Origin of the sequence: Flavobacterium chungbukense (genome assembly GCF_020805785.1) — a bacterium.
GTDB lineage: Bacteria > Bacteroidota > Bacteroidia > Flavobacteriales > Flavobacteriaceae > Flavobacterium > Flavobacterium chungbukense.
In genome coordinates this window covers 130971-143638 of sequence record NZ_JAJGZV010000010.1, presented here as the reverse complement: position 1 = coordinate 143638, position 12668 = coordinate 130971, and the positions used below count along the sequence as shown (strand labels likewise).

Below are 12668 nucleotides of genomic sequence, written 5' to 3'. Positions count from 1 at the left end.
TTACAGCCTTAAGGTGGTTATTGCGGCGGGGCTCACCTCTTCCCATCCCGAACAGAGAAGTTAAGCCCGCCTGCGCAGATGGTACTGCAGTTATGTGGGAGAGTATGTCGTCGCCTTTCTTTTGAAAACCCTGTTTTTCATAAAAACGGGGTTTTTTATTCTAAATTTGCCTAATTATTTTAGGTAAATAAGGTACCTTAGCTCAGATGGTAGAGCAATGGACTGAAAATCCATGTGTCCCTGGTTCGATCCCTGGAGGTACCACATAATGCTCGGATGGTGAAATTGGTAGACACGCTGGACTTAAAATCCAGTGAACAGCAATGTTCGTGCGGGTTCAAGTCCCGCTCTGAGTACTAAAACTTCAATTGGCTTTGCTAATTGAAGTTTTTTTTTGGCCTGAAATTTAGTTAACGAATTAAATTTTATATTTTTACTTTTTCTATTTTTTCATTCTTTAACTATGCAAAAATATTTTTTCTATAAAAGATTCTGAAAATTTGTTAATCGTATTAATCAATTGAAAAATGATTCTCAACCACTTTGGGGAAAAATGTCTGTTGATCAAATGCTTGTTCATTGCAAATGTAATGTATGAAATGGTTTATGATACTATAAAACAGAAACCTAGTGTTTTTTTTACGCTTTATTTTAAAATCATTTATAAAGAAAAAGATAGTTACTGAATCTCCTATCCTAGAAATATTAGAACAGCGCCTCAATTTATTATAAGTAATAATCGAAATTTTGAACTTAAAAAATAGATTTATTAATTATATAAATAAAACGCAAGAATTTGGTAAAATGAATTTGAGGGTAAAGAATCAGTTTCATTTGGTAAATTGACTTCAAAAGAATGGAACAATAAGTTTGCTAAACATTTAGATCATCATTTATCTCAATTCGTGGTATAATTTAAATTTGTAATTATGAGAGTTTGTATACTTATCTTTTTTCTTCTTTTTGCACTTACTAGTTTTGCTCAAAAACAAGAAGTTCAAAAAACAATTGAATTATTTTTTGAAGGTTTTCATCAAAAAGATTCGATTAAAATTAAAAGCGTTTGTCTGGACAAAATGATTTTGCAATCGATTAGCGAAAATGCTTTAAAAGGAAATAAATTATCTGAAGAAACAGCAAAAGAATTTTATAAATCTATTTCGTCTATTCCGTCAACTATGAAATTTCATGAAAAAATATTAAGTTATAATATTCAAATTGATGGGGCAATGGCTCATGTTTGGACTCCGTACGAGTTTTATATTAATGAAAAATTAAGTCATTCTGGAGTTAATGCTTTTACTTTATTTAAAGAAAAAGATTCTTGGAAAATTATTTATTTGATAGATACAAGAAGAAAATAATTACTAAGCCACTTCTGTAGCATAGTATAAACAAATATCAGTTAAAAGACATTCTGAGCATTTTGGCTTTGGCCTGCACGTTTCTCTTCCTAAGAAAGAAATTGCCATTCCAATTTCTGACCAGATATTTTTTGGAAGTACCTGCATTAAGTCTTTTTCAACCTTATTTCCATCTTTACTTTCTTTAATTATTCCAATTCTTGGCGCTACTCGAATTACGTGTAAATCTGCAATAATTCCTTCTGCTGGTTTATGAGTTTCTCTCAATATAACATTTGCAGATTTTCTTCCTACACCTTTTAGTGCTGTTAATCCTGACATTGTTAGGGGAATATCTTTGTCATTCTTAATTGTTTGGGCAATTTCTAAAATCCATTTGGCTTTTGTAGCGTGATTACGAACTTTACTGATATAAGGAAGCAATGTTTCAAAATCAGTTTTTGAAAGTGTATGTAAGGTTGGATATTTTTCAAATAAAATGGGAGCAATAGTATTAATATTGGCATCAGAATCTTGAGCAGAAAGAATTACCATTACCAATAATTGATAGGTGTTTTGATAATCTAAAGGGTGTTTCTTTCCTTTATACCTTTTTAAAATGGGTTTCAATTTAACTTCCCAATCAGATGTTTCTCCAAATAAATCCATTTTTATTGCTTTATTTTACTGATAATTAGTTTTTTATATAAAGTTAATCATTTTTAATAAACTCAAGAATCTTTCTAATTACATTTTGATTTCCGAGAATTTTTCTATGACCAAGTCCACCTGTCAAAAACAAATTTCCACTTTTAAGATTTTCATTAATATGAATTCCTGCTTTAACTGGAACTTCTGGATCATCGTTGTCATGCACGACTAAAACAGGAATTTCTATTTTTTGCGCCGCACGATATGCTGAAAAATCGTCCATTTTAACCTGATATTTATTTTCGAAGAAATCTCGTAGATTTTGACTTATTTCTTTTTTCAAACCTAATTTAAAAACAAACTCATCTAAAATATCTTGTACAATATCTCCACTTCCTATAATGACTGCTTTTTCTACAGAAAGTCCGTCTTTTATGGCGTTTAGAACTGACATGCCTCCCAACGAATGACCAATTGCAAATTCAAAAGGACCAAATTGTCTTTCAATTTCTAAGATTGAAGCGATAAATTCAGACATGATAGTAGTTTTTCCTTCCGATTTTCCATGAGCAGGCGCGTCAAAACTTATTGTTGAAAATCCATTTTGCAAAAGTTCATCGGCTATTTTAAATAATTGCGTTCCTCTTCCAGACCAACCATGAACTATAAGTATTTTTCGTTCACTCGCACCGTATAAATAAGTAACAACACTTTTATAAATGCTTGGAACATAAATTGTCTTTTTTAAGCTTTTAGAATCCATTTCAAATTCGCGCTTTGGAACTTTATGTTTTATTGGAGTAGTAAAGATTTTTGCTGCAAATCGTGTCACTAGTTTTGTGGAAATAAATGCGCATAATTTCGCAGAAAGTATAATTAATGCTGGAATTTTTAATGATTTAGTAGGATTGGTTGTCTTTTTTGCCATTTCGATAAAACTTATTTTGAAACAAAACTTTGCTTATTTTTTTCCTAAATTTAAAAAACATAAAAGTAGTATATAAATAATAGCTTCTTAAAAAGTATCATAAATTAATTTCGCATGGAGATATTTCATATTAGTGCAGAATGTTATCCAATGGCAAAGGTAGGCGGATTGGCCGATGTAGTTGGAGCTTTACCTAAATATCAAAAAAATGCTGGTCATAATGTTAGAGTTGTAGTTCCTTGTTATGATACAAAATTTAAAAAAGAGAATGATTTCGAATGTGTTCATTGGGGAACGATTATATTGGGCAACTATAATTTTCCGTTCAGTGTTTTAAAAGAAACTACGGATAAATTAGGTTATGAATTATATCTAATCGAAATTAATGAATTGTTTAATCGACCGAATATTTATGGATATGAAGATGATATTGAACGATTTCTGTCTTTTCAAATTGCTGTTTTAGATTGGATTATAGCGAGAAATAAAGTTCCAGATGTTATAAATTGTCATGATCATCATACTGGATTAATTCCATTTTTGCTTCAGTTTGCTTACAAATATGAAAGTTTGAAAGAGGTAAAAACAGTTATTACTATTCACAATGGCTTGTACCAAGGTTGGTTTGGGTTTGATAAATTATTTTATCTTCCAGAATTTGACTTAAGACATGTTGGATTTTTAGAATGGAATAATTCAATTAATTCGTTGGCAGTTGCTGTTAAATGTGCTGATGCTGTTACAACGGTTTCTCCAAGTTATTTAAATGAAATTAATATTTATGCTAATGGTTTAGAGCCTTTATTTAATTCTGTAAGAAATAAATCAAAAGGAATCTTGAATGGAATTGATATTGAAGTGTGGAATCCGCTTAAAGATCAGATGATTGCAGAACATTATTCTATTGAGAATTTTGAAATAGGAAAAAAGAAAAATAAAGAAAAGCTTTGTGAACAATTTGAATTAGATCCTTCAAAACCTTTGTTCAGCTTTATCGGGAGATTGTTTGAAGAGAAAGGTGGGGATTTACTCCCACATGCGGCTGCATTAGCATTATCTGAAAATTTTGAAGAAATTAATATTTTAATTTTAGGTTCAGGAAATTCAGAAATCGAATCGCAATTGACACAGTTGCGAAATGATTATAAAGGAAATTACAATGTTTTTATAGGTTATAACGAAGATTTAGCGCACTTAATTTATGCTGGTTCAGATTATATTTTAATGCCTTCAAGAGTGGAGCCTTGTGGTTTAAATCAGATGTATGCTATGCGTTATGGAACTGTGCCAATTGTTAGAAGAACGGGAGGTTTGATGGATACCATAATAGATTTTGGAGATGAAGGAAACGGAATCTGTCATGATCAAGCTACGGTTGCAGATATTACTTATTCTATAAATCGTGCAGTAAAGTTGTATGATGACAAAGAAAATTTCAATAAAGTTTTAAAAAGAGGAATGTCAGCAGATCATTCCTGGGAAAGAGTGTGCCAAGAATATATCGAAATATACAACTTAATAATTCAGCCAAAATGAAATTTAAAAAGAAAAATGTAGTTGCCATTATTTTAGGAGGAGGACAAGGATCACGCTTGTTCCCATTGACAGAAACAAGATCAAAACCAGCTGTTCCAATTGGAGGTAAATACCGTTTGGTTGATATTCCAATTTCAAATTGTATCAATTCTGATATTTTTAAAATATTTGTTTTGACACAGTTTAATTCGGCTTCTTTAAATGCCCATATTAAGAATACATTTAATTTTAGCATTTTTAGTCAATCTTTTGTTGATATTTTAGCTGCAGAACAAACTCCAGATAATCCGACTTGGTTTCAAGGAACGGCAGATGCTGTAAGACAATGTATGTCACATTTCTTAAAACACGACTTTGATCATGCACTAATTCTTTCTGGAGATCAATTGTATCAAATGGATTTTAACGAAATGTTAGAAGCTCATATTGCTGCCGATGCTGAAATTTCTATAGCGACTTTGCCTGTAAATGCGAAAGACGCTCCTGAGTTTGGTATTCTTAAAACAGATCATGAGAATAATATTCATGCCTTTATAGAAAAACCAGATGCTTCGTTATTGCCTGAATGGGAATCTGAAGTAAGTGAACATATGCAGGAAAAAGGAAAAAAATACCTTGCCTCAATGGGAATTTATATTTTCAACAAACCATTATTGGAAGAATTAATGGGAAATCAGGAAACTAAAGATTTTGGTAAAGAAATCATTCCGCAGGCTGTTGGAAAACACAAGATTTTGAGTTATCAATATGAAGGATATTGGACAGATATTGGAAATATAGAATCATTTTTTGAAGCGAATATTGGTCTAACTGCTGATATACCTGAATTCAATTTATTTGATAACGAAAATAAAATTTTTACTAGACCAAGATTATTACCACCTTCTAAATTCAGAAATTCAGTTATCAATCAGTCTTTAATTTCTGAAGGTTGTATTATTAATGCGAAAGAGATTAAAAGTTCTGTAATAGGTATTCGCTCGAGAATTGGTGAAGGTACCGTCTTAGAAAATTGTTATGTGATGGGTAATGATTTCTATCAAGATTTAGATGAACTAAATCAAGAAAGCAGTATCAGTAAAATTCACGTTGGAATTGGAGAAAATTGCTATATTAATAATGCTTTAATTGATAAAAATGTGCGTATTGGAAACAATGTGTATATATCAGGAGGAAAACATTTAGACAACTTTACCAATGAATTATATAGTATCAAAGACGGAATTGTTGTTATCAAAAAAGGTGTTACCTTATCTGATAATTTTAGAATAGAGTAATTTTCAATATCAATTTCAATATCAATTTTTGCCTTAAAAACCTAATATGACTAAAGTAATCGCACATTCTCTATTTACAGACTTTGATATTGATTTATTTAAAGCGGGAAAGCATTTTAAATTATACGAAAAATTAGGTGCGCATTTAACTGAGGTTAATGGAGTAAAGGGCGTTTATTTTGCGGTGTGGGCTCCAACTGCACATTCTGTTTCGGTTATAGGCGATTTTAATTATTGGACAAATGGAGAGCACGCTTTGAATGTTCGCTGGGATTCTTCTGGAATTTGGGAAGGATTTATTCCTGAAATTTCAAAAGGTGCTCTTTATAAATATAAAATTGAATCAAGTATAAATGGTGTAATTACTGAAAAAGCAGATCCTTTTGCTTTATATTGTGAAAAACCACCGCATACGGCTTCTGTAATTTGGGATCTAGATTATAAATGGAAAGATGAAAATTGGATGCTAAATCGTAAAGAAAATAACGGTTTGGATAAACCATATTCAGTTTACGAAGTACATTTAGGATCTTGGAAACGCGGAGAAAATAACAGCTTTCTAAGTTATTTAGAATTAGCTGATGATTTAGTAAACTACGTAAAAGAAACAGGTTTTACTCACGTAGAATTTATGCCTATTATGGAATATCCGTATGATCCATCTTGGGGATATCAATTAACAGGTTATTTTGCGCCAACTTCTCGTTTTGGGAAACCGCAGGATTTTATGCTTCTTGTAGATAGATTACATCAAAAAGGAATTGGTGTAATTTTAGACTGGGTTCCGTCTCATTTTCCTGACGATGCACACGGTTTAGGTTATTTTGATGGTTCCCATTTATATGAACATCCAGACCGCCGAAAAGGATATCATCCAGATTGGAAAAGTTTAGTTTTTAATTACGGAAGAAACGAAGTACGTGCCTTTTTAATTAGCAATGCAGTGTTTTGGCTTCAGAATTATCACGTTGATGGATTAAGAGTCGATGCCGTTGCTTCAATGTTATATCTTGACTATTCTAGAAAAGATGGAGAGTGGGAAGCCAATATTTTTGGAGGAAGAGAAAATTTAGATTCAATCAGTTTTCTTAAAGAATTTAATGAAGTAATCTATTCTAATTTTGATGGAGTGCAAACAATTGCAGAAGAAAGCACTTCTTTCCCGATGGTTTCCAGACCAACTTCTTTTGGTGGTTTAGGATTCGGAATGAAATGGATGATGGGCTGGATGCACGATACTTTAGAATATTTTCAAAAAGAAACCGTCTATAGAAAATACCATCAAAATGATTTGACTTTTTCCATGACGTATGCTTTTACGGAAAACTTTATGCTTCCGTTTTCTCATGATGAAGTCGTTTATGGCAAACAATCACTTATTTATAAGATGCCAGGAGATGAATGGCAACGTTTTGCTAATTTGAGATTATTATACGGTTATATGTTCACACATCCAGGAACGAAATTATTGTTTCAGGGAGCGGAATTTGGTCAAACAAGCGAATGGAATTTCGAGCAAAGTTTAGACTGGCATTTATTGCAATATGATTTTCATTCAGGAATAAAAAGATTGATTACAGATTTAAACCATTTGTATAAATCACAACCAGCTCTGTATGAGAAACAGTTTACAGGAGATGGTTTTGAATGGATTAACTATTCCGATCATCAGAATGCGGTTTTGTCTTACATCAGAAAAGGAAATAATCCGGATGAAAATATTATCGTGGTTTGCAATTTTACTCCAGTGGTCAGAGAAAATTATAGAATCGGAATTCCTAAGAAAGGAAAACTAAACGAGATTTTCAATAGTGATGCAGGGATCTACGGCGGAAGTGGCGTAGGAAATTCAAAATCGCTAAAAATTGAATCAATTTCTTATGATGGTCGAGATTTTTCTGCAGAATTAATGCTGCCTCCTTTAAGTGTTACGGTTTATTCTTTGACTTAATAAAAATCTTACAATCATTTTAATGACTAAGATTTTGTTATTTTTTCCTTTTATAATTATCAAATTGCTGCTTTTTTGTTTGGTATTTTGAAACTCATTCAGAAAAAACGTTTTCGTGAATAAACCTTTTATTCATAGGGCTTTATCAACTTTTTTTGTATGTTTGAAATAAAGACAAAGAGCTATAAATTAATTCAGTGAAGATATGATTACAAATACATCATTAGAATACAAGGGAGACTTATATCCATCAAAAGTTGTTTCTTACGAACACGAAGGAGATTCAGTTTTTTTCAATACAGATAATAAAGTAATCCTAAAAGTTACCATTCTTCGCGATAGCTTAATCCGATTTCGTTTTACTACAAAAGGATATTTTAGCAATGATTTTTCATACGCAATCGATAAAACACAGCTTCACGGTTATAATTTTCTAGAAGTTACTGAAGAAGAAACCTATTTTCAAATCAGAACGAGTAAAGTAAAATGCAAAATTCAAAAAGCAGATCTTCGACTTTCAGTATACGATTTAAATGATTTTTTAATTCTTGAAGATGAATTAGGTTTTCATTGGGAAGAAAGTTATGAATATGGCGGGAATATTGTAAAAATGAGTAAATATTCTAAAGACGGTGAATGTTATTATGGTCTTGGGGATAAAGCCACTCAGATGAACCTTAAAGGGAAAAGAGTAGAAAATTTTGCTACAGATCAATACGCTTATCAAAAAGATCAGGAACCTTTATATAAAGTTGTTCCATTTTATATTGGCTTGCATAATAAACAAGCATACGGTATTTTCTTTGACAATACTTTTCGAACTTTTTTTGATTTTTGTCAAGAAAGAAGAAATGTAACTAGTTTTTGGGCTGAAGGTGGTGAAATGAATTATTATTTCGTTTATGGTCCGCAAATGCAGGATGTTGTAACTACGTATACAGATTTAACTGGTAAACCAGAATTACCGCCACTTTGGGTTTTAGGATATCATCAATGTAAATGGAGTTACTATCCTGAAAGCAAAGTAAAAGAGATAACCTCAAAATTTAGAGAACTTCAAATTCCATGCGACGCCATTTATTTGGATATCGATTATATGGATGGATTTCGATGTTTTACGTGGAATAAAAACTATTTTCCAGATCCAAAAAAGATGGTTGCAGAATTAGCCGAAGATGGTTTTAAAACTGTTGTCATTATAGATCCAGGTATTAAAATTGATAAAGATTACTGGGTATACAAAGAAGGTTTAGAAAAAGATTATTTCTGTAAAAGAGCCGATGGACCTTATATGAAGGGAAAAGTTTGGCCAGGAGAATGTAATTTTCCTGATTATACAAATCCCGTTGTTAGAGAGTGGTGGGCCGGCTTATTTAAAGAATTAATTTCAGACATTGGAGTTAAAGGTGTTTGGAATGATATGAACGAACCAGCGGTGATGGAAGTGCCAAACAAGACGTTCCCAATGGATGTTCGTCATGTGTACGATGGAAATCCATGTAGTCATAGAAAAGCGCATAATATTTACGGAACGCAAATGGCAAGGGCGACTTATCATGGCGTAAAACGATTTGCTTATCCAAAACGTCCATTCGTAATTACAAGATCAGCATATTCAGGAGCACAGCGTTACACGTCTTCTTGGACAGGAGATAATGTTGCTACTTGGGAACATTTATGGATTGCAAATATTCAAGTGCAGAGAATGTCAATTTCAGGAATGGGATTTACAGGTTCTGATATTGGTGGTTTTGCAGAACAACCTACGGGAGAATTGTATGCACGCTGGATTCAGTTAGGTGTTTTTCATCCATTTTGCAGAACGCATTCTTCGGGAGATCACGGTAATCAGGAGCCATGGGCTTTTGATGAAGAAGTAATTAATATTACCAGAAAATTTGTAAGCCTTCGTTATCAATTGTTACCTTACCTGTATACCATGTTTTGGCAATACATTGAGGAAGGTGTTCCGATGTTAAAACCTTTAGTGTATTACGATCAAGACGATACACAAACACATTATCGTAATGACGAATTTATTTTTGGAAATCAGATTTTAGTTTGCCCAATACTTGAACCTAATGCTGTAGGTAGACGTATGTATATTCCTAGAGGTGAGTGGTATAATTACTGGACAAATGAATTGTTTATTGGTGGAAGAGAAATTTGGATTGATACCAAATTTGATGAGATTCCAGTTTTTGTAAAAGCAGGTGCCATTATTCCAAAATATCCTGTACAGCAATATGTAGGCGAATTAGATTTTGACGAATTGACACTTGATGTTTATTATAAAAATGGCAAAGAAAATTCTGCTGTTTACGAAGATGCTCAAGATGGTTATGATTATAAAAAAGGACGTTATAGTTTCTTGTCGTTAAGAAGTATCGGAAAAGAAAAAGAGCTGATTATTCAACTTCATAAAGAAGGCAAATACGAAACACCTTATACGAAGTATAAAATCAATTTAATCGGATTGCCTTTTAAAGTTTCAGAGATTGAAATTGATAATGAAAAAATAGAATTTGATAAAATAAATTTTGAGCAAAACAAATTCTTATTAGTTGATAAAGAGTTTAGTGAACTACATATAGTTGGGGAATAATTATAATTGTGATATTTTTTTTACTAATTGTGTAAAATAGTGTTTTGTAATAATTGTATTTTTGTTATAAAATAGCTTTAAATTATGAAAAAATATTTCTTTTTAGGAATCTGTGGAGCACTTGCAATTGCTTGTGCTACAAATCCAATTACTGGAAAACAGAATTTGAATTTTGTTTCAAATAGCGAATTATTTCCATCTTCATTCCAACAATATAGCCAGTTTTTATCAGAAAATAAAGTTATAACTGGAACAGCAGATGCGAAACGAGTAGAAACTGTCGGATATAAAATTAAGACAGCGGCAGAAAAATATTTGGCCTATTTAGGACAATCACAATATTTAAAAGATTATCGCTGGGAATATAAATTAGTGGATAATAAGGAAGTTAATGCTTGGTGTCTTCCTGGAGGAAAAATTGTGGTTTATTCCGGTATTTTGCCAGTTACACAAAACGAATCTGGTTTAGCAACCGTAATGGGGCATGAGGTTTCTCACGCATTAGCCAATCACGGTGCGCAAAGAATGTCTGCGGCACAATTACAACAAATTGGTGGCGTTGCTTTAGATGCTGCAACAAGTAACAAATCAGAATCTACAAGACAGATTTTTTCTCAGGCTTACGGAATTGGTTCTGAAGTAGGAGTGATGTTGCCATTTAGCAGAAGCAATGAAAGCGAAGCCGATAAAATTGGTCTGACATTAATGGCTATTGCAGGATATAACCCTGAAGATGCCGTTGATTTTTGGAGCAGAATGTCTGCTAAATCAGGAGGAGCTGGAACACCTGAATTTATGAGTACACACCCTTCTGATGCAACAAGAATTGCTAATATTAAAGCTTTAATTCCCGAGGCAAAAGCAATTGCATTAAAAGTTGGAACAATAAAATAATCTAATTTTTTCTAAGATATTAAAAAGGCTATCCGAACTCGGATAGCTTTTTTCTTTTTATGTTACTTGATAATTTAATAATACACGAATTGAATAATTTGTATTTGATTATGATAAAAATTAGATAAATTCGTAGCAGATTTAACAAAACCATTTTCGATGAAAAACCTGCAAAAAGGCGACAAGAAATTATTAAATGCTTGGGCATTTTATGATTGGGCCAATTCAGTTTATACACTTACTATTGCCTCGGCAGTATTTCCAATTTTTTATGAAGCTCTATTTAGTGATCGCGATCACTACATTGATGTTTTTGGAATGAATCTTAAAAACTCTGCCTTAATTAGTTTTATAACTGCTTTTGCTTTTATGGTGGTTTCTTTTATTTCTCCGTTATTATCAGGAATCGCTGATTATGTTGGAAATAAAAAATCTTTTATGAAGTTTTTCTGTTATTTGGGAGCACTTTCTTGCATGGGATTGTATTGGTTTGATCTCGAAAATATTTATACAGGTTTAGCTTTCTACTTCTTAGGTTTACTAGGATATTGGGGAAGTTTAGTTTTTTACAATTCCTATTTACCAGATATTGCTTTTGAAGAACAGCAAGATAGAATTAGTGCAAAAGGATATTCATTAGGATATATCGGAAGTGTTATTCTCTTAATTATCAACTTAGCGATGATTATGAAACCAAGAATCTTCGGAATTACGGGAACAGAGGGAGAAGCAGCAATGAAAGCTATGCGTTATTCTTTTGTAATGGTAGGAGTTTGGTGGATTTTATTTAGTCAATACACATACTATTATTTGCCAAAAGGAAGCAAAGAAACGGGACAGAAATTAACAAGTTCTGTTGTCTTTAATGGCTTCAAAGAACTAAAGAAAGTTTGGGCTTTATTAAAAGAAAATATTCCGTTAAAACGTTATTTAGGAGGTTTTTTTGTTTCGAGTATGGCAGTGCAAACTGTTATGTTGGTGGCAACTTATTTTGGTGCGCAGGAAATTCAGTGGTCATCAAAAGAAGAAAGTACGATTGGCTTGATTGTTTGTATTTTAATTATTCAATTAGTAGCCGTTGTTGGAGCTGTCTTAACCTCAAGAGCTTCTTCTAAATGGGGAAATATTCCAACTTTGATTGTAATTAATATAATTTGGGCAGTATTTTGTGCACTTGCTTTTTTCATCACCTTACCAATGCATTTTTATGTAATGGCAACCGTTGCAGGATTTGTAATGGGCGGAATTCAAGCTTTATCACGTTCAACCTATTCAAAATTATTACCTGAAACAGAAGATACAGCATCATTTTTTAGTTTTTATGATGTTGCCGAAAAAATAGGTATCGTAATCGGAATGTGTGTTTACGGAATAATAGATCAAATTACAGGAAGTCCGCGTGCGGCAATCGTAATATTGGGAGTCTTCTTCGTTACAGCAATTTTTTTATTGAGAAGAGTGCATAAAAAAGAAGTTGTATAAT

9 protein-coding genes, 2 tRNA genes and 1 rRNA gene are annotated in these 12668 nt (G+C 32.2%); 10 read left to right on the top strand and 2 right to left on the bottom strand.

What is annotated here, in order from left to right; translation table 11 throughout:
- Positions 1–9: 9 nt before the first annotated feature.
- The 4 genes from rrf (at position 10) to LL966_RS21160 (ending at position 1364) form a co-directional block, all read left to right on the top strand.
- Positions 10–119, top strand: a 5S ribosomal RNA gene (gene rrf / locus LL966_RS21180).
- A gap of 72 nt (positions 120–191) precedes the next feature.
- Positions 192–264 (top strand) — tRNA-Phe (locus LL966_RS21175).
- Between the two features lie 6 nt (positions 265–270).
- A tRNA-Leu gene (locus tag LL966_RS21170) sits at positions 271–356 on the top strand.
- 573 nt (positions 357–929) lie between these two features.
- Complete coding sequence (locus LL966_RS21160) at positions 930–1364, top strand: nuclear transport factor 2 family protein (protein ID WP_229356020.1); 435 nt, start codon at positions 930–932, stop codon at positions 1362–1364.
- A 3-nt stretch (positions 1365–1367) separates the two neighbouring features.
- Here LL966_RS21160 and LL966_RS21155 read toward each other — a convergent pair whose 3' ends face one another.
- Complete coding sequence (locus LL966_RS21155; RefSeq protein ID WP_229356019.1) at positions 1368–2012, bottom strand: endonuclease III domain-containing protein; 645 nt, start codon at positions 2010–2012, stop codon at positions 1368–1370.
- 43 nt (positions 2013–2055) lie between these two features.
- Complete coding sequence (locus tag LL966_RS21150) at positions 2056–2922, bottom strand: alpha/beta hydrolase (RefSeq protein WP_229356018.1); 867 nt, start codon at positions 2920–2922, stop codon at positions 2056–2058.
- Positions 2923–3036: 114 nt separating this feature from the next.
- Here LL966_RS21150 and LL966_RS21145 point away from each other — a divergent pair, with 114 nt between their 5' ends.
- The 6 genes from LL966_RS21145 to LL966_RS21120 all read left to right on the top strand — a co-directional run bounded on the left by LL966_RS21145 (position 3037) and on the right by LL966_RS21120 (position 12667).
- The gene (locus LL966_RS21145; RefSeq protein ID WP_229356017.1) at positions 3037–4458 is read left to right on the top strand and encodes a glycogen synthase; all 1422 of its coding nucleotides are present in this window, start codon (positions 3037–3039) and stop codon (positions 4456–4458) included.
- The gene (locus tag LL966_RS21140; RefSeq protein ID WP_229356016.1) at positions 4455–5735 is read left to right on the top strand and encodes a glucose-1-phosphate adenylyltransferase; all 1281 of its coding nucleotides are present in this window, start codon (positions 4455–4457) and stop codon (positions 5733–5735) included. The genes LL966_RS21145 and LL966_RS21140 overlap by 4 nt, the downstream gene beginning before the upstream one ends.
- Before the next feature lie 46 nt (positions 5736–5781).
- Positions 5782–7686, top strand: a complete 1905-nt coding sequence (glgB, locus tag LL966_RS21135) for a 1,4-alpha-glucan branching protein GlgB (RefSeq protein WP_229356015.1) — start codon at positions 5782–5784, stop codon at positions 7684–7686.
- Between the two features lie 205 nt (positions 7687–7891).
- On the top strand, positions 7892–10291 hold the full coding sequence (locus tag LL966_RS21130) for a glycoside hydrolase family 31 protein (RefSeq protein ID WP_229356014.1): 2400 nt from the start codon (positions 7892–7894) through the stop codon (positions 10289–10291).
- Between the two features lie 84 nt (positions 10292–10375).
- Positions 10376–11185 carry a M48 family metallopeptidase gene (locus LL966_RS21125; protein ID WP_229356013.1) on the top strand — a complete coding sequence of 270 codons (810 nt, stop codon included), beginning with the start codon at positions 10376–10378 and terminating at the stop codon, positions 11183–11185.
- A gap of 159 nt (positions 11186–11344) precedes the next feature.
- Positions 11345–12667 (top strand): MFS transporter, encoded by a 1323-nt coding sequence (locus tag LL966_RS21120; protein WP_229356011.1) that lies wholly within the window; start codon positions 11345–11347, stop codon positions 12665–12667.
- The last annotated feature ends 1 nt before the right edge of the window (position 12668 follow it).